This window comes from Microvirga sesbaniae, assembly GCF_025460805.1.
Classification (GTDB): Bacteria; Pseudomonadota; Alphaproteobacteria; order Rhizobiales; family Beijerinckiaceae; genus Microvirga; species Microvirga sesbaniae.
Genome location: NZ_JAMXFJ010000002.1, coordinates 563,445 through 580,697, shown reverse-complemented (window position 1 = coordinate 580,697; position 17,253 = coordinate 563,445). Strand labels below are relative to the sequence as shown.

At 67.1% G+C, this 17,253-nt stretch carries 20 protein-coding genes and 1 pseudogene; 10 read left to right on the top strand and 11 right to left on the bottom strand.

The features are described 5' to 3' along the window. Positions 1-214, bottom strand: a pseudogene (locus OCW50_RS05355) (hypothetical protein); the annotation flags it as partial. A 294-nt stretch (positions 215-508) separates the two neighbouring features. Between OCW50_RS05355 and OCW50_RS05350 the strand changes: the two are divergent. Then, on the top strand, positions 509-1,264 hold the full coding sequence (locus OCW50_RS05350; RefSeq protein ID WP_262296691.1) for an SDR family oxidoreductase: 756 nt from the start codon (positions 509-511) through the stop codon (positions 1,262-1,264). On the opposite strand, the gene pgeF is transcribed toward OCW50_RS05350, so the two are convergent. From pgeF to lgt, 3 genes are read right to left on the bottom strand one after another with little or no spacing between them, the layout of a single operon-like run. Continuing rightward, the gene (gene pgeF, locus OCW50_RS05345) at positions 1,254-2,021 is read right to left on the bottom strand and encodes a peptidoglycan editing factor PgeF (protein ID WP_262296690.1); all 768 of its coding nucleotides are present in this window, start codon (positions 2,019-2,021) and stop codon (positions 1,254-1,256) included. The two genes, OCW50_RS05350 and pgeF, sit on opposite strands and share 11 nt — an antisense overlap. Positions 2,022-2,030: 9 nt before the next feature. After that, positions 2,031-3,107 carry a class I SAM-dependent methyltransferase gene (locus OCW50_RS05340; protein WP_373371308.1) on the bottom strand — a complete coding sequence of 359 codons (1,077 nt, stop codon included), beginning with the start codon at positions 3,105-3,107 and terminating at the stop codon, positions 2,031-2,033. Continuing rightward, positions 3,104-3,961 carry a prolipoprotein diacylglyceryl transferase gene (gene lgt, locus OCW50_RS05335; RefSeq protein WP_262296689.1) on the bottom strand — a complete coding sequence of 286 codons (858 nt, stop codon included), beginning with the start codon at positions 3,959-3,961 and terminating at the stop codon, positions 3,104-3,106. The genes OCW50_RS05340 and lgt overlap by 4 nt, the downstream gene beginning before the upstream one ends. Before the next feature lie 136 nt (positions 3,962-4,097). Here lgt and OCW50_RS05330 point away from each other — a divergent pair, with 136 nt between their 5' ends. The 5 genes from OCW50_RS05330 (at position 4,098) to OCW50_RS05310 (ending at position 7,205) form a co-directional block, all read left to right on the top strand. Then, positions 4,098-4,376: an accessory factor UbiK family protein gene (locus OCW50_RS05330; RefSeq protein WP_262296688.1), complete on the top strand. Its 279-nt coding sequence runs from the start codon at positions 4,098-4,100 to the stop codon at positions 4,374-4,376. 243 nt (positions 4,377-4,619) lie between these two features. Next, positions 4,620-5,120, top strand: coding sequence for a type III secretion system chaperone family protein (locus tag OCW50_RS05325; protein WP_262296687.1), 501 nt, complete (start codon positions 4,620-4,622; stop codon positions 5,118-5,120). 72 nt (positions 5,121-5,192) lie between these two features. Continuing rightward, positions 5,193-6,020, top strand: coding sequence for a pyrroline-5-carboxylate reductase (gene proC / locus OCW50_RS05320; RefSeq protein WP_262296686.1), 828 nt, complete (start codon positions 5,193-5,195; stop codon positions 6,018-6,020). A gap of 146 nt (positions 6,021-6,166) precedes the next feature. Then, positions 6,167-6,823, top strand: a complete 657-nt coding sequence (locus tag OCW50_RS05315; protein ID WP_262296708.1) for a TetR/AcrR family transcriptional regulator — start codon at positions 6,167-6,169, stop codon at positions 6,821-6,823. A gap of 22 nt (positions 6,824-6,845) precedes the next feature. After that, positions 6,846-7,205: a tRNA-binding protein gene (locus tag OCW50_RS05310; protein ID WP_262296685.1), complete on the top strand. Its 360-nt coding sequence runs from the start codon at positions 6,846-6,848 to the stop codon at positions 7,203-7,205. Positions 7,206-7,357: 152 nt separating this feature from the next. On the opposite strand, the gene OCW50_RS05305 is transcribed toward OCW50_RS05310, so the two are convergent. Genes OCW50_RS05305 through OCW50_RS05295 form a run of 3 tightly spaced genes read right to left on the bottom strand, consistent with a single transcriptional unit; the run spans position 7,358 to position 10,002 of the window. Beyond that, positions 7,358-8,725 (bottom strand): ATP-binding protein, encoded by a 1,368-nt coding sequence (locus OCW50_RS05305; RefSeq protein WP_262272598.1) that lies wholly within the window; start codon positions 8,723-8,725, stop codon positions 7,358-7,360. After that, on the bottom strand, positions 8,722-9,438 hold the full coding sequence (locus OCW50_RS05300) for a response regulator (protein ID WP_262296684.1): 717 nt from the start codon (positions 9,436-9,438) through the stop codon (positions 8,722-8,724). Before OCW50_RS05300 ends, OCW50_RS05305 begins: the two co-directional genes overlap by 4 nt. 33 nt (positions 9,439-9,471) lie before the next feature. Then, positions 9,472-10,002 (bottom strand): MarR family winged helix-turn-helix transcriptional regulator, encoded by a 531-nt coding sequence (locus OCW50_RS05295; protein WP_373371307.1) that lies wholly within the window; start codon positions 10,000-10,002, stop codon positions 9,472-9,474. A gap of 163 nt (positions 10,003-10,165) precedes the next feature. On the opposite strand from OCW50_RS05295, the gene OCW50_RS05290 reads away from it, so the two are divergent. Then, positions 10,166-11,053, top strand: a complete 888-nt coding sequence (locus OCW50_RS05290; protein WP_262296683.1) for a branched-chain amino acid aminotransferase — start codon at positions 10,166-10,168, stop codon at positions 11,051-11,053. Between the two features lie 72 nt (positions 11,054-11,125). On the opposite strand, the gene OCW50_RS05285 is transcribed toward OCW50_RS05290, so the two are convergent. Then, on the bottom strand, positions 11,126-12,370 hold the full coding sequence (locus OCW50_RS05285; RefSeq protein ID WP_262296682.1) for a Y-family DNA polymerase: 1,245 nt from the start codon (positions 12,368-12,370) through the stop codon (positions 11,126-11,128). Positions 12,371-12,551: 181 nt separating this feature from the next. Here OCW50_RS05285 and OCW50_RS05280 point away from each other — a divergent pair, with 181 nt between their 5' ends. After that, entirely contained in the window at positions 12,552-12,827 is a 276-nt protein-coding gene (locus OCW50_RS05280) for a DUF3072 domain-containing protein (RefSeq protein WP_262272603.1), read from the top strand. A 326-nt stretch (positions 12,828-13,153) separates the two neighbouring features. Then, positions 13,154-14,230 carry a Tim44 domain-containing protein gene (locus tag OCW50_RS05275; protein WP_262296681.1) on the top strand — a complete coding sequence of 359 codons (1,077 nt, stop codon included), beginning with the start codon at positions 13,154-13,156 and terminating at the stop codon, positions 14,228-14,230. Positions 14,231-14,611: 381 nt separating this feature from the next. Here the strand turns inward: OCW50_RS05275 and OCW50_RS05270 are convergent, their stop codons facing one another. Next, positions 14,612-15,193, bottom strand: a complete 582-nt coding sequence (locus OCW50_RS05270) for a type 1 glutamine amidotransferase domain-containing protein (protein WP_262296680.1) — start codon at positions 15,191-15,193, stop codon at positions 14,612-14,614. A 137-nt stretch (positions 15,194-15,330) separates the two neighbouring features. Between OCW50_RS05270 and OCW50_RS05265 the strand changes: the two genes are divergently transcribed. Next, positions 15,331-15,552, top strand: coding sequence for a hypothetical protein (locus OCW50_RS05265; protein ID WP_262272606.1), 222 nt, complete (start codon positions 15,331-15,333; stop codon positions 15,550-15,552). Between the two features lie 49 nt (positions 15,553-15,601). Here the strand turns inward: OCW50_RS05265 and OCW50_RS05260 are convergent, their stop codons facing one another. Both OCW50_RS05260 and OCW50_RS05255 read right to left on the bottom strand, forming a co-directional pair. Further along, a complete protein-coding gene (locus OCW50_RS05260) occupies positions 15,602-16,327 on the bottom strand; it encodes a metallophosphoesterase family protein (protein WP_262272607.1) in 726 nt (241 codons plus the stop codon). After that, entirely contained in the window at positions 16,320-17,135 is an 816-nt protein-coding gene (locus OCW50_RS05255; RefSeq protein WP_262272608.1) for a nucleotidyltransferase family protein, read from the bottom strand. Before OCW50_RS05255 ends, OCW50_RS05260 begins: the two co-directional genes overlap by 8 nt. Positions 17,136-17,253 lie beyond the last annotated feature (118 nt).

Below are 17,253 nucleotides of genomic sequence, written 5' to 3'. Positions count from 1 at the left end.
CATCCAGGTCGAAGCGCAGGCCGCCGACCGTGATCGAGTCGTTCGTGTTCCAGCCGTAGCCGGCGTTCACACCCACGTAGAAGCCCGTCCAGGTGAACACCGGAACAGCAGCAACGATCGGAGCCGGGGGAGCGGAGCGAACCGGGAGGTCCGCAGCGGAAGCGGCTCCGGCAAAGCCGAAGAGAGCGACGCTGGCGAGAAGAATCTTCTTCATGGTTTCTCTTTCCTAATCGATGTCATGCGGGCTCGACCCAATTTTTGTTGGGTCACGCCAAGCACTGTCGGTTTATAGAGCGACAACCGGTCGAGGGCTGTGACCTGACAACCACAGCGGCCAAGAACCACCGTGGCAGGATTGTGGCGGCAATGTGTGAGTTTCCCCTTGTGTCATCGCCGGAGTCCATAACGCGCAGCTTGGCCGTTGGTTCGACCGCGAAGCGAAAAAGTGGCATTTTCTTGGCCACTGCTCAGATCTGTCGTGATGTCATCACATTTCAAGGGGTCAATCATGCCTAAGGCCGCTCTCGTGACCGGCGGTGCGCAACGCATCGGCCGTCGAATCGTCGAACGCCTCGCCGCCGAGGGATACGCGGTGGCGATCCATTGCCGGCGCTCGACCGACGAGGCGGACGCGATGGCGGCCCGCATCCGGGATCAGGGGGGGCAGGCTGCGGTCGTTCGGGCGGACCTCGCGGACGCGGATGCCGTCGAGCGTCTGGTCCCTGAGGCGGCGCGGGCTCTGGGACCGCTGACGCTCCTCGTCAACAATGCGTCCGAATTCGAGCCGGACGAGGTCGAGACGCTCTCGCAGGATCGATGGGACCGGCACTTCGCCGTCAACCTGCGCGCCCCGGCCTTCCTCGCCCGCGACTTCGCCCGCCAGGTGCCGGCCGAAGGGCATGGATGCATCGTCAACATCGTCGACCAGCGGGTCTGGAAGCTCACGCCGCAGTTCTTTTCCTACACGCTGACCAAGGCGGCCCTGTTCACCGCCACCCGGACCATGGCGCAGGCCCTGGCGCCGCGCATCCGCGTCAACGCCATCGGTCCCGGTCCGACCCTGTCGAACGTCCGCCAGGGCGACGAGGACTTCGCCAAGCAGAGCGAGGCTGTCCCGCTCGGACACGGCGGCACCCCGGACGAGATCGCCGATGCGGTGCTCTATCTGGCCGCGGCCCGCAGCGTCACCGGCCAGATGATCGCCGTCGACGGCGGTCAGCATCTGGCCTGGGAGACGCCGGACGTCGCCGGGATCAGGGAGTGAGCGCGATCGCCGAGATCAGCCGGCCGTAATCCGGCTCCCGGCGGTGGGTGGTGCGACGGTAGCTGAAGAACCGATCCTCGTCGGAATAGGTGCACAGGCCGAGATCCGTGAAGGCCGCAATCCCGGCCGCTTCCAGCCGTGCGCCGATGAAGCCCGGAAGGTCGAACATGGCGTGACCGGTCCTCTCGGCCTCACGGAAGAAGCGCTCGTGGCCCGGCGCCTCCCCGGCGAAGCGCTCGATGAAGTCCGGGCCGACCTCGTAGGCCTTCTGGCTGATCGTCGGGCCGAGGACGGCCACGATCCTTTCGCGCCTGGCCCCGAGCGTCTCCATGGCCGCGACCGTGGCTTCGAGCACCCCGGTCACGGCGCCGCGCCAGCCCGCATGGGCGGCCCCGATCACCCGCTCCTCCCCGTCGGCGAACAGCACCGGCCCGCAATCCGCCGTGGTGATGCCGAGGGCGAGGCCGGGCGTCGCCGTCACCATGGCGTCCGCCCGGGGCCGCTCGCCCGGCCAGGGCGCCTCCACGATGACCGCATCGGGCGAATGGACCTGATGGACGCTGATCAGAGCATCCGGCCCCACACCGACGGCCTCCGCCATGCGGCGACGATTCTCCCGCACCCTGGCGGGCTCGTCCGACGACCCGATGCCGCCGTTGAGGGACGCGTAGATCCCCTCCGAGACGCCGCCCTGGCGGGTGAAGAAGGCATGGCGGACATTCGGCTGGGACTCGAGGGCGGGCGCTTGGATCAACATGGCTCGATCTCAGGAGGAGGGGGAGAGGGCGGGCAATCCGGGGACGGCCTCGATCCCCTCATGTGTAACGGCCAAAACCTTAAACAGATCACCCATGCCGGTCGGGCCCTGCTCCGTCAGGCGCGCCAGCGCCCGGTCGATGTCCGCCGCCTGGGCGGGCGTGGCGCGGGCCTTCAGGGTGGCGGCGCGGGCCTGGATGCCGAGGCTCCGGAGGAAGCCGCCCTGGATGCCGGGGCCATGGGCCCGGGCCTTGCCGGCCACGGCCGCCTGGGCGAGGCGGTGGAAATCCACATGGGTCGTGAGATCCGCTTCGCCGGGGTCTTCCAATGGATCGACGGGCTTGTGCTTCCTGAGGGCCTGCAGGGTATCGCCGAAGGCCGGACCCCAATAGCCGTAATCGACGATCAGGGCGGCGCCCGGACCCCGCTCGAGCCGTCGGGCGAGTTCGCCCATGACATCGATGGAGGCTCCCGGCCATTCGAGGATGTCGCCGGGCTTCAGGGGCTTGCCGAGGGCGGGCTCCGGCTCCGGGCGCAGGCCGAAGATCAGGCGCTCGCCGTCGAGGCCCACGAGCCGCTCGCACCAGCCGCGCTCGGTCGCCACGAACTGACGCACCGGCAGGGCGTCGAAGAACTCGTTGGCGACCAGCAGGGTGGGGCCCGGGGGGACGTCCTCGACCCGGTCGTGCCAGGCGACGGAGAAGCCCGACGAGGCGAGAGCCGCCTGCTGCCTGCCTCTCAAGGAAGGGCTGGTCTCGACGAGATGCACGGTGGCGGCCGCCTTGAAGTCGGGCAGGAGCCTCGTCGACCGCAGCAGATCGGCCATCAGGGTGCCGCGGCCCGGTCCCAGCTCGACGAGCCGGCAGGCAGCGGGACGTCCCATGCCGTTCCAGACCTCCAGCATCCACAGGCCGATCAGTTCGCCGAACATCTGGCTGATCTCGGGAGCCGTGGTGAAGTCGCCGGCAGCGCCGAGCGGGTCGCGGGTGGCGTAATAGTGCCCCAGGCACAGGCTCATGTAGCGCTCGACCGTGATCGGCCCCTCGAGGGCGATCGTCTCGCGCAGCCTGTCCCGCAGCGGGCTCACGCGGCCTCAACCGCTTCGCCCGGGCGGGTCGAGCCGCGCACCGCCATGACGATGAAGCCCGCGCCGACGAGCGCCATGGGAACCGACAGCAGCATGCCCATGGTGATGCCGCCGCTCAATGCCTGCACCGAGGATCCGAAGAGGAAGCCGAGCTGCGCGTCCGGCTCGCGGAAGAACTCGCAGACGATGCGCGCGACCGCATAGCCCAGCACGAAGATGCCGCCGAGAAGCCCCGGTCGGCGGAAGCCGAAGGCGCGGGCCGCGACCGCCATGACGACGAAGAGGACGAGGCCCTCGCCGAACGCCTCGTAGAGCTGGCTCGGGTGCCGGGGCTCCGGTCCCGCATGAGGGAAGACCACCGCATACGGGAAATCGGGCGCGGGGCGGCCCCAGAGCTCGCCGTTGATGAAGTTGGCGATGCGCCCGAAGAACAGCCCGATGGGGGTGACCACCGCGGCCATGTCGAGCAGGGCCAGCGGATTGAGGCCCCGGGAGCGGGCAAAGAGCACGATGGCGAGCACCGCTCCGAGGAAGCCGCCATGGAACGACATGCCGCCGCGCCAGATGGCGAAGATCTCCAGCGGGTGGGACAGGTAGGAGGCGAGATTGTAGAACAGCACGTAGCCGATGCGCCCGCCCAGCACGACGCCCAGCGCCACCCAGACGATGAGGTCGTCCACGTCGATCGGCTTCGGCTGCTTGAGGCCGCTCCAGAGGTCGGCCTTCGCGGCCAGGCGCTTGGCATAGAACCAGCCGCCCAGGAGGCCGGCCACATAGGCCAGCGCGTACCAGCGGATCGCGAAGGGACCGATGGAGATCGCCACGGGATCGATGATGGGAAAGGAGAGAGGCATGGTCGGCCCTTGATCGAACGGTTGCCATTGGACCCGCAGGGCCCGCATCGTCAACCCTGTTGCAGTTTGCGGCGAATGCGCCCATGTGTGACGGATCAGGGCCTGCGGGCTCGCCGAACGCTGTGGATGTGAACCCATGACCCAATCGTCCAACCGGATCTTCGATGAACTCGCCCGCTTCGCCACCGATGCCGCGGGCGCGGCGCAGGGCGTCCGGCGGGAGGTCGAGACCGTGGTCCGCAGCCAGTTCGAGCGCCTGATCAAGGATATGGATGTGGCCACCCGCGAGGAGGTCGAGGTTCTGCGCGAGATGGTGGTGGCGGCCCGCGAGGAGAACGTGCGGCTGGAAGCCCGGGTCAAGGACCTCGAGGCGAAGCTGGCCTCCACGGCCGGCGTCAATCCCGCGACCCCTTGATCGAAGCGGGAATCCGATCTGCGCCCGACGCGGGCCTCCTGTTGTGGACAGGTGAATCCGGCGCATTGTGACGAGGGCCGAAATCTAAGACTGTCGATTCATAAGCTGATTCGAGGCGATCACGGCGGAAGATCGGAATATCGAAGGTATTCCGAGTACTTCTTTCGAGTAGTCTTCGAATCAACGCAATGGTGTTGCCCGATGTGTTTACCATCATCGGGCAGTCAAGCGTCCAGGATCGACATGTCGCAGATTCATCTTGAAATCGATCGTTCGGAACATCCTCTCGATGTGGTCGAGCGCCTCGCTTCCCTGCGGCACTGGATCTTCGACCGGGCCGAAGCCGACGAGATGTCCATCTCGGTGGCCGGCCGCTGGGCGGATTACGACATCGCCTTCACGTGGATCGAGGACGTGGAGGCCATGCACATGGCCTGCGCGTTCGATCTCAAGGTTCCCGAGCGGCGGCGCCAGGAGGTGCTCCAGCTCATCGCCTCGGTCAACGAACAGCTCTGGGTCGGGCATTTCGACCTGTGGAGCACGGAGAACGTGGTGATGTTCCGTCATGCGCTTCTGCTGGCCGGCGGGGCCGATCCCACGGACGGACAATGCGAGACCATGCTCCGGGTCGCCGTCGAAGCCTGCGAGCGGTACTTCCAGGCGTTCCAGTTCGTCATCTGGGCCGGCAAGTCGGCCCGCGAGGCACTCGATTCCGTCCTGTTCGAAACCGAGGGCGAAGCCTGAACCTAGCTCGACAGGGCAGGGCGCCCGTGAATAGAGTGCGGCCTTCCGCATCCCTTCCGTCAGGTTGAGCTCATGTCGCCGAACCCCTCGCATCTGCCGACGTCCCTCATTCTCGCCGGCGCCGGCAAAATGGGCGGCTCCATGCTCGAAGGCTGGCTCAAGGTCGGCATGAAGCCCGAGGGCGTGACCGTTCTGGATCCGCGCCCGTCCGACGAGATGGCGCGGTTCTGCCAAGCGAACGGCATCGCGCTCAATCCGGCCAGTCCCGCTCCCGCGGATGTGCTGGTCCTGGCGATCAAGCCGCAGATGCTCGATGACGCGGCTCCCGGCCTGAACGGATATCTCGGCCCTCAGACCCTCATCGTGTCCATCCTCGCGGGCAAGACCATCGGCGATCTGCGCGCCAGGCTTCCGGCCGCCGGCGCGATCGTGCGCGCCATGCCGAACCTTCCCGCCAGCATCGGGCGCGGAGCGACCGGCGCCGCCGCGAACGACGTGGTGAGCGAGGCGCAGCGCCTGATGGCCCATGCGCTGCTGAGCAGCAACGGCATCGTCGAGTGGCTGCCGTCCGAGGACCTGATCGATGCGGTCACGGCGGTGTCGGGTTCGGGCCCGGCCTACGTGTTCCACCTGGTCGAATGCCTGGCCGAGGCCGGAACGGCCGCCGGACTTCCGCCGGACCTGGCGCAGCGCCTCGCGCGGGCAACGGTCACGGGCGCAGGAGAACTCCTGTTCCAGAGCGAGTCGAGCCCCGCGACGCTCCGCCAGAACGTCACCTCGCCCGGCGGCACCACGGCGGCCGCGCTCGAGGTGCTCATGCGCGACCCGGACGGCCTGAAGGCGCTCATGCGCGAGGCGGTGGCGGCCGCCAAGCGGCGGGCGGAGGAACTCGCCGGCTAGCCTCGGGCCCGTTCAGTCTCGGGCCACTTGAGACTTGGGCTTCCTCCGATCCGTCCCTAGATAACCGTCAACGGCATATTTTCAGGAGATCGATCGTGACCGCTGACGGACCCACGGACAAGCGCAAGGCCATCGTCGAGGCGCTCATGGACCTCGCCGCCCGACGCTCCTGGCAGGAGATCGAAATCAACGACGTCGCGAAGGCCGCCGGCGTGTCGCTGGCCGAGTTCCGCGATCTCTTTCCCTCGAAGGGCGCCGTACTCGGCGCGCTCTCCCGCCAGATCGACCGGCAGGTGCTGGAGGGGACAACGGAGGACCTGGCGGGGGAACCCGCGCGCGAGCGGATCTTCGATGTGCTGATGCGCCGCTTCGATGCCCTGGAGCCCTACAGGCAGGCTCTGCGCCGGATTGTCCAGGATCTGCAATACGATCCTGCCTCGCTGGCCGCGCTCAACCAGGTGGCGCTCAACTCCCAGCGCTTCATGCTGGCGGCCGCCGGCATCAACACGGAAGGGCCGCTCGGAACGCTGAAGCTCCAGGGGGCGGTCCTCGTCTATGCCAACACCATGCGCACGTGGCTCGAGGACGATGATCCGACCCTGGCCCGGACCATGGCGCGCCTCGACCGCGAACTGCGCCGGGGCGAGCGCATCCTGGAGGGCGCCGAGGACCTGCGCCGCCTGAGCGCGCCCCTGCGCGCGGTCGGGCGGGCGCTGATGCAGGGGCGCCGGCCGAACCGTTCGGAGACACGCCGCGCGAGCGACCCCAACGGCGATGCGCAGAGTCCCGCGGCGGCGATCTGACAAGGAATCACAGGGGGCAACCATGGATCAGGCGAGTCCCGCAGCCGCGCCCATCACGTTCGACGATTTCCTGAAGGTCGACATCCGCGTGGGCCGGATCGTGACCGTCGAGCCGTTTCCCCAGGCGCGCAAGCCGGCGTTCAAGCTCACCATCGATTTCGGGCCGGAGATCGGCACCAGGCGCTCCTCGGCCCAGATCACGGTGAACCATGCGCCGGAGGATCTGGTGGGGTCGCTGGTGATGGCGGTGGTGAACTTCCCGCCGCGCCAGATCGGCCCGTTCATGTCGGAGGTGCTGACCCTCGGCGTGCCCGATGCCGACGGGAACGTGATGCTGATCCGCCCGGACCGCGACGTGCCCGTGGGGGGACGCCTGTATTGACGGGCCCGAGACCACAAGGTCAGGATCGCTCACTCAGGCTCACCCTTGTCATGGCCGGCCTTGTGCCGGCCATCCCGATCGGCAGAACGCGGCGCCTCGCATCATCGGGATCACCGGCACAAGGCCGGTGACGACGCCATGCTTCGAAGAGCCTACGCCGGCAGCCGCACCGTCGCGCGCAGGCCTCCGAGGGGGCTTTCTCCCAGCACGATGTCGCCGCCATGGGAACGGGCGACGTCGCGCGCGATGGCGAGGCCGAGGCCCGACCCGCCCTCGTCCTGGTTGCGCGCTTCGTCCAGGCGCACGAAGGGCTTGAAGACCTCCTCGCGCAGGGTGGACGGAATGCCCGGCCCGTCGTCGTCGACGTGCAGAACGAGCCAGCGCGTTTCGTGATTGGCCGTGATCTCGATCCGGTCCCCGTGCCGCGCGGCGTTGGAGACCAGGTTGAAGAGAAGGCGGCGGAACGCGTCGGGCCGCACCGTGATCATCGGGTCGCCGATGATGTCGAGCTCGGTCACGTGGCCCTGCCGCTCGGCGTCCGACTGCACCTCTTCCAGGAGCTGGCGCAGATCCGTTTCGACCGCCTGCTCGCCCGCGTCGCCGCCGTCACCGCGCGCGAAGGCCAGGTACCCCTCGAGCATGCGGCTCATCTCGTCCACGTCGCGCTTGAGATCCTCGATCTCCGGGGTCTCGCCGAGAAAGACGAGCGAGAGCTTGAAGCGCGTGAGGATCGTGCGCAGATCGTGGCTGACCCCGTTCAGCATCGTCGTGCGCTGCTCGATGTTGCGCTCGATGCGCCGCTTCATCTCCAGGAAGGCGTGCCCGGCCTGGCGCACCTCGCGGGCCCCGCGCGGACGGAACTCGATCTCGCGGCCCTTGCCCAGGGCCTCGGCGGCTTCCGCAAGCCGCAGGATCGGCCTGATCTGGTTGCGCAGGAACAGAATGGCGATGCCGAGGAGCACGAAGGACGAGCCGCCCATCCAGACGAGGAAGATGTGGGAGTTCGACGCGTAGGCCTGGCTGCGCCGGGCGAGGATGCGCATGACGTTGCTCTGATCGAGCTTGACGCGGACTTCCACATAGCTCGAGCGCCCGACCGTATCGATCCAGTACGGACGGTCGATCTGGCGCCGCAGCTCGTCGGTCAGGGTCTCGTCGAGAATGTCGAAGAACGGCTTGGGTCCGGGCGGCGGCAGGTCGGTGTTGCGCAGGATGTCGACATCGAGCTGCAGGCGCTCCGACGCGATCCGGGACAGGGTGCTGGCATCCTTGTCCTGCGGATAGCTCTCGTAGATGTCGATGAGCGCCGCGATATCCGCCGTCACGGCCGAGGACAGGCGTCGCGTGACGAGCTGATAATGCCGCTCCATGAACACGTAGGCGACGACGGATTGCAGCAGGATGACGGGCGCGATGATGATGATGAGCGCGCGGGCGTAGAGCCCCTTCGGCAGGAAGCGGCCGAACCAGCGCGCGGCATGGTCGAGGGGAGAATAGCGCAGGGTCGCCCCGATCTTCATCGATCGATCACGAGGCGATAGCCGATCCCCCGCACGGTCTGGAGGAAGATCGGATTGGCGGGATCGATCTCGATCTTGCGGCGCAGCCTGTTGATCTGAACATCCACCGTACGCTCATTGGCCGCGATTCCGTTACCCGCGAGGGCCTCGCGCGGCACGTTGTCTCCCGCATGGCTGCCGAGGATGGTCAGGATCTCGCGCTCGCGCTCGGTGATGCGCACCACCTCGTCGCCGCGCCGCAGCTCGCCGCGGTCGAAGCGGTACGAGAAGGGGCCGAAATGAATGACCTCCGGGACATCGGCGGCCGCCGCGCCCGGCCCGGGACGGGTGCGCTTGAGGATGTTGCCGAGACGCAGGAGGAGCTCGCGCGGCTCGAAGGGCTTGGGGAGATAATCGTCAGCGCCGATCTCGAGGCCCGTGACCCGATCGGAGGCGTCGGCCCGCGCCGTGAGCATCAGAATGGGCACCTGGGAGTGCTCGCGCAGGCTGCGGGCATAGTCGAACCCGGTTTCACCCGGCATCATCACATCGAGCACGAGGGCATCGAAGACGAAGTTCCCCGCCTTGGCCCGCGCCTCCTCGGCGCTGGCCGCCGCGGTCACCCGATAGCCGTTCTCCGTGAGGAAGCGGGTCAGGAGGTCGCGCAGGCGGCGGTCGTCGTCCACCACGAGGACGTGCGGGGCGTGGTCGGGAATGTCGATGCGTGCATCCATCGGGCTTCGAGCTGCTTTGTCGGGCCCTGCTTATCAGGTTTTGCCCGAGCCGAATACGAGCTGCTTCACATGGGTCCTGTCGTCCGGATCGATGAGGCGCAGGAGATAGCGGCTGACCGCTTCCTTCCCCTCGGGCTCCATCTCGGACAGGGCCCGCATGATGCGGCGGGTCTGCAGCTTGGCGAGCTTCAAGGCCAGATCGTGGCCCTGGGGGGTGGCGAAGAGCAGCCGCTGGCGTCGGTCCGAGGTGCCCATCCGGCTTTCGATGAAACCCTTCTCGATGAGCTCTTTCAGGACCCGGTTGAGGCTCTGCTTCGTGATCCGCAGGATGTCCAGGAGTTCCGCGATCGTCAGGCCGGGCTGCCGGCTGACGAAGTGGAGAACCCGGTGATGGGCGCGCCCGAAGCCGTATTCGTCCAGGATCCGGTCGGGGTCGCTGACGAAGTCGCGATAAGCGAAGAAGAACAGCTCGATGAGGTCGTAGGCCGGCTGTTCGGACAGGATGTCCTTGCCCGTTTCCTTGCCGGATTGCTGCGCTTTCAAAGCCGGAATTGCGTCTGGCACCGTCTGTTCCCAATTTTTATGTCAGCCTTGTTGACATATCTCAGGACGATTGTTACTCGTCAAGCCGCTTCCGCGAAATGAATGATATTGAAATCGCCGGGAAGCGAACCGGAAATTACACGGCCCCGGTTGCCACCAAGGTCGGCATTCAAGGAGAAGAACGATGTCCGCGACCCCCTTCGATCAACGTGATGGATGGATCTGGTACGACGGGCAGATCGTACCCTGGAAGGATGCCCAGCTCCATGTCCTGTCGCACGGGCTCCACTACGGATCCTCCGTGTTCGAAGGCGAGCGCGCCTATGGCGGCGAGATCTTCAAGTCGACCGAGCATTCCGAGCGCCTGAAGAAATCGGCCCAGATCCTCGATTTCGAGATCCCCTACACGGTGGCCGAGATCGATGCGGCCAAGCGCCTCGTGCTGGAGAAGAACGGGCAGAGGGACGCCTATCTGCGGCCGGTCGCCTGGCGCGGCTCGGAGATGATGGGAGTCGCCGCGCAGGACAACAGGATCCACCTCGCCATCGCGTCCTGGGAATGGCCGAGCTATTTCGACCCGGCCCAGAAGATGAAGGGCATCCGCATCGACATGGCGGAATATCGCCGTCCCGATCCGGCCACGGCCCCGTCGGCCGCGAAGGCCGCCGGCCTCTACATGATCTGCACGATCTCCAAGCACAAGGCGGAGCGGAAGGGCTATGCCGACGCGCTCATGCTCGACTGGCAGGGCCGTGTCGCCGAGTGCACCGGCGCCAACGTGTTCTTCATCCGCGACGGTGTGGTCCACACGCCGATCGCCGACTGCTTCCTCGACGGCATCACCCGCCGCACGGTGATCGACCTCGCCAAGCGCCGCGGCTTCGGGGTCGAGGAGCGCCGGATCATGCCGGAGGAGCTGTCCAGCTTCAACGAGTGCTTCATCACCGGAACGGCCGCGGAAGTGACGCCGGTGTCCGAGATCGGTTCCTACCGGTTCCAGCCCGGCAACATGACCAGGGTGCTGATGGAGGATTACTCGGCCGAGGTTCAGCCCAGGAGCAAGGCGGCCTGAGGGTTCCTCGCCTCCCATGAACCGTCACGCGATGCCCGGCCTTGCGCCGGGCATTCATGTTTCCGGCGCGCTTCAAAAATCCTCCGCGTCGGGAATGCGGTTGAAGGCGATCTTCGCCCCGGCGTACCCGCCCGGGATCGTCACCCAGGGCCCCCAATGCAGCAGCGTCCTGCGGTGGGTCACGTTGAGCTGGTCGGCCAAGGCCGACAGGTGCTCCATGCGGCGCTTGAGCTGCGCCTCGGGCGTGTGGCCGAACAGATCCTCCTCGATATCCGCCACGGGCACCAGGTCGTGCAGGGCAACGTGCACGCTGCGGCTGCGGTTCATCTCCTCCCGTTCCGCCAGGAGAAAGAGGCGGCTCAAGGACGCCAGAAGGGATGGATCGTCCCGGGTCGGCCGGAAGCGTTCCTCCCCGTGCCAGCCCGCGCTGGTCCGGTCGGTGAGCCACAGGGCGAGCGCCCGGGCCGAGAACCCGGCCCGGCGCATCCGGGCCGAGGCCTTGGCCAGCAGAACCCGGGCCGCCGCATGGGCGCCGTCCAGGGAGCGCCACTCCGCCGGCAGGACGCGCCCATGGCCGAACATCCGCCGCCGGGTCTCGGGGCGCTCCACCGTGTAGCCGTGCAGCCCCATCCAGAGCCGCTCCCCCTCCACGCTGCCCCAGAGGCGGCGCAGTTCCTTGGGCTGGAGCCGCCAGAGCGCCGCCATGTCGCCGACGCCCGCACGGGCCAGGCGCGCGGCGTTGCCCCGGGCGATGCCCGGGACATCCGTCAGGTCCAGGGCGAGCAGGCGGCCCGGCAGGTCGTCCGGGTGAAGCGCCACGAGGCCGTCGGGCTTCTCCATTTCGGCCGCGATCTTGGCCAGGAGATCGTTCGGGCCGAGGCCCACCGAGCAGGTGAGGGTAGGGCCGATGTCGCGGGCCACGGCCTCCTTGACGCGCTCCCCGATGCCGAGGGCCTGCGGCCACTCCGCGGGCATGAGGGCGCAGAGCATCTCGTCGATCGAGCACACCGCCTTGACCGGAACGACCGTCTCGATGGCCCGAACGATGGCGTGGTGCAGCGCCACATAGGCGTCGTGCCGCGCGGTCACGAGAACGAGGTCGGGACATTGCCTGCGGGCCTCGTGCACGAAGGTGCCGCGTTTCACGCCCTGGGCCTTCGCCTCGCGGCTGACGGCGATGAGGCCCGTATGCTCCGAATCGACCGGGATCACCCCGATCGGCCGGCCGCGCAGATGCGGCCGAAGATGCTGCTCGGCGCTCGCGAAGAAGGAATCGAAATCCACATAGAGCCGCTCCAGGCCCGTCGGTTTGCGCATGGGCGTGACCTGCTCTCCGTCATCGGAACGAAGCAGGAACATAAGCTTGGCGGCATGTCGAGGGTGAAATCTGTGGATAACGGGGAATAATCTGCGGGAGTAATCCGCCTTTCCTTGAGGAACCAAGGCTCTGCGGGCGTGTTCATGTTCTAGAACAAAAAGCGAACAATAGGAGTCCCGCATGTCATCGCACGGTAAAGCCACGACCCGTCCTGCCGTTAACCATAAGCCTTCCGCAGAGGCAGCCAACCCGAAGGTCAATCCCGACCCGTCCGACAACCAGATCAAGGATCCGGATGAATGGGTGTCCGGCGACGAACCGATGACGGGCGCTCAGGCGTCCTACCTGAAGACCCTGTCCGAGCAGGCGCACGACCCGAAGGCCTTCGATCCGGATCTCGACAAGGCCGAAGCCTCGAAGCGGATCGACCGGCTGAAGCAGAAGCAGGGTCATTGACGGCGCGTGCGCCGTCGGACGCTCCCCGGCTCCGGCATCGTCACCCGTCATGGCCGGCCATCCTCCACCCTTCCTGCCACCCTCCCACGTCATGGCCGGCCTTGTGCCGGCCATCCCGATAAGGTGAAGCGCCGCGCCTCACAGAAGCGGGATCACCGGGACGAGCCCGGTGATGACGTGGAAGAGCCGATGGGAGGCCGGGGGAAGCCACGGACGGACGCCTCATGGCTTGGCCGAAATCGAACGGCCATGCCCTTCCGCAACCCCGGGCGCATCACCACATTATCCCCGGGAGCATCGTGCTCCGAAGGGATGTAACGAAGACGATGATGAATTTTGCTTCTCGCCGCAGCCGAGTGATGGTCGCCCTGGCGGCTGCCCTGGTCCTCGCCGGTAGCGCGGCGGAGGCTCGTGTCGGGCGCGGGAGCGGCAGCTTCGGATCGCGCGGCGCACGCACCTATACGGCCCCGCCGGCGACCCGCACGGCGCCGGACGCCGCGGCTCCGATCCAGCGCTCGCAGATCCCGAACCAGGGCCCGACCATGGCCCGTCCCGGCGCCCCGGCTCCGAACGTGGCGCAGCCGCGCCGCTTCGGCTTCGGCACCGGCCTGATGGCGGGCCTGTTCGGCGCGGGCCTGCTGGGCATGCTGTTCGGCCACGGCTTCTTCGGCGGCCTCGGCGGTCTCGCGTCGATCCTGGGCCTTCTGCTCCAGATCGGCCTCGTGGTCCTGGTGGTCTCCTTCGCCATGAAGTGGTTCCGCCGGCGCCAGCAGCCGGCCTATGCGGGCCCCGGCCCGAACGGCGGCCAGGGCTATGCCCGGTCCATGGGCGGCAGCGTGCCGCCGACCGGCGGGCGGCCCATGGGGGGCGGCTCGGGTAATGGCTTGGGTAATGGCTTGGGTAATGGCTTGGGCGGCGGGCTCGCCGGCGGTCTCGGCGGTGCCCTTGGCGGCGCTCTCGGCGGCCGGCCGCAACAGGCCCGTCCGGGCGTGCGTGACGAGATCGGCATCGGCGAGAAGGATTACGCGGCCTTCGAGCGGGGCCTCGTCGAGATGCAGGACGCCTATTCGCGGGAGGACGTCGCCAAGCTGTGGCAGCTCGCCACTCCCGAGATGGCGGGGTACATCCAGGAAGAGCTCAACGACAACGCAGCCCGCGGCGTCGTGAACAAGCTCTCCAACGTGCGCCTCAACCAGGGCGACCTGTCGGAGGCTTGGCGCGAGGGTCCGACCGACTACGCCACCGTGGCCATGCGCTTCGGCATCACCGACGTGATGGCCGACCGGGCCACCGGCCGGGTGGTTGAAGGCGATCCGAGCCGGGTCGAGGAGGCGACGGAGCTCTGGACGTTCCGTCGCGACCAGGGCGGTCCCTGGAAGATCTCGGCGATCCAGCAGGCCTAGAGCATCGGACGTGACCCGGAGGGCCGCGTGAGCGACCCGAAGGGCCACGCCAGTGAAAAGTGGTCCCACTTTCGCGATCGATTCCGATGCTCGACCCCTTGAGTGGCGCACCGTTCGGGACCCTGTCTTGATCGCTCGGCCGATCCACCACCCCGTCATCACCGGGCCGTCCAAGCCACCACCACGTCATCACCGGCCTTGTGCCGGTGATCCCGATTGTTCGAGGCGCGGCGCTTCACCGCATCGGGATGGCCGGCACAAGGCCGGCCATGACGGGGAGAGGGTGTTCGCATCGCCTCACACAACCCACCACGTCATCATCGGCCTTGTGCCGGTGAACCCGTGGAGCGGTCTCGAGAGGTCGGCGGCGGAAGGCGCCGGTTACTCGGCGGCCTGGCGGCGGCCGGCATGGGAGCCCTCGCGCACCTCCTCGATGATCTTGCTCACGAAGGCGTCGAGGTCGCCCGGGTTGCGGCTGGTGACGAGGCCCTTGTCGGTCACCACGGTCTCGTCGCGCCATTGTCCGCCCGCATTGATCACGTCGGTCTTGATGGAGTGATACGACGTGCATTGCCTGCCCTTGATCACGCCGGCCTCGATGAGCAGCCAGGGCGCATGGCAGATGGCGGCAACCGTCTTGCCCGAGGAATAGAACGCCCGGATGATCTCGAGCGCCTTCGGCTCGACGCGCAGCTTGTCGGGGTTGATCTGGCCGCCCGGAAGGACGAGCGCGTCGTAATCGGCCGGGTTCACGTCGTCGATGTCCTTGTCCACCGATACCGTCTTGCCCCAATCCGTCTTGTCCCAGCCGTAGATCTTGCCGGACTTCATGCGCGATTTCGGAGCGGCGACTTCGACCGTCGCGCCCGCGTCCGACAGTTTGTCCTGCGGGACCGTCAGCTCCGATTCCTCGAAGCCGTCCGTGGCCATGATGAGGATCTTGGCCTGTTTGATGTCAGGCATGGTTGTCTCCGTCGTTGAGGGGAAATCACACGGAGAACGGACGGACAGGAGAGGGGTTCCGACATGCGGCGACGCGGAACCCTGACGCCGCGGCCCTGTTGACCCGATCAATGATTCCCACAAAAGAGGAAGACGCGATGGTCAATCCGGGTATGCCGACGAACGATCCCGTGCCGGGCGGCAACATTCCGAGCGAGGTGCCGCCGGGCTCCGTGCCCGACGAGGAGCCGGATATCGGTCCGACCGGACCCCGGACGCCCTATCCGGTCAACGATCCGGGCATCACCGATCCGAAGGGGCCCGGCTCCGAGCCGGATTACCTTCCGGGCAACCCGACCGATCCCGGCACGCGGTTCTGAGGCGAACGACCCTGATCCGCCACGAGCCGGCGGGCTCGGCGCCGCCGGCTCAGATCTCGATGATCGCGTAGGGCCGTCCGGTCGGCTTCTCGATGTGCTTGGCGACATTGTAGACCGGCTGCCCGCCGGGCGTGCGGCCCTCGAAGCGGCCGCGATGGGCGTGTCCGTGCACGATGGCGTTGACCTTGAAGCGGTCGATGGTCTCGGCCAGCCGCGACGAGCCCAGGAACGGATAGATCTCCAGCGGCTCGCTTTCGATCGTTTCGGCGATGGGGGCGTAGTGGAGGATGACCATGGAGCGCTTGGCGCGGACGTGGCGCATGGCGTTCTCGAGCCGCAGGGTCTCGTTCATGGTCTCGTTGACGAACTGCTTCATGGCCGGCTCGCCGAAATAGCCCAGCATGCGCCGCCCGAAGCCGCCGGCGAAACCCTTGACACCCACGAAGCCGACGCCGTCGATCTCGATCGATTGTCCGTCGAGCAGCTTCATGCCCGCATCGCGCAGGATCTGGGCCACTTCCTCGTGCGCGCCGCATTCGTAATCGTGGTTGCCGAGCACGCCGACGACCGGGATCGAGCAGGCTTTCAGATCCTGCGCCAGAAGCTCCGCCTCCTTGGGCTTGCCGAGATCGGTCAGATCGCCGGCGAGCACCAGCACGTCCGCCTCCCGGGAGATCTCCCCGAAGAGCTCGCGGTAGGATTCGGCATTGTCTTCACGAACGTGAAGGTCGCCCATGGCGGCGACCTTCATGGCCTGCTTTGGTTCGTCACTCATTCCGCCATTCACCTTCGCCGCCCACATCGGCGAAGCCCCATTGCTTGACATCGATCTCGTAATCGATGCGGGAGAACATCCGCCCGCGGCAGACCTTCATCTGCGGCGGCGGAAGATCGAGCTGCTTGGCGAGCCTGTCGAGAAGCTCGTCCATGACCCAGCGCGGAACCTTGTCGCGCTCGGACGGGTAGATCCAGCGGAAGTTGAGAAGGTGCATGAGCAGCACTTCCCAATGCACTTCCATGTAGGCGAGCAGGGCGTGCCAGTCGATCTGGTCGTGCGCCTTCAGGATCGTGTGCGCCACGTCGGCGCCGTCGTAGCGGTGGCGCAGCTGGATGAAGCATTTCGACCAGACGAGTTCGGTCGGCCCGACGATGCGCACGGGCGAGCCGAAGACCTCGATCTGGCGGGCGCGCTCGAACCACTGGTCGCCGATCGGCATCGTGCCGTTCGACGAGGCGAAGATCACGTCGAAGAAGTACTGGCCCTTGAAGACCTTGCCGAGCCAGCGGTCGTCCTCGATCTCGACGGAGTAGCCGATGCTCTTGAAGTGGGACAGGACGCGCGTGTAGTCGCCGGCCTTGCAGAAGATGTCGAGATCCTTGGTCGGACGGGTGATGCCCGTATAGGCGGACAGCGCATAGGTGCCCGCCAGCAGGAAGGGCAGTCCGAGGTGGTTCAGTTCCCGAAGCGCTTCGGCATAGAACGCTTCGGATTCTGGATATTTGAGGGTCGGCTCCGCCTTGGCGTCCATCATGGGAACGCCCGGGTGAGCGCCGGAAACGAGATCGGGATCGTGAACTGCCATGGCCTTGTCCAAGCGCGGCCGAGAATGCCCCGCGTTCGACAACAGAATGGCCGTAATGAAGTTCCTTACCGGCCGAGCTGAATGCCGGAAAGGCTCAGGTGCCGCGCGGACCGGCCCC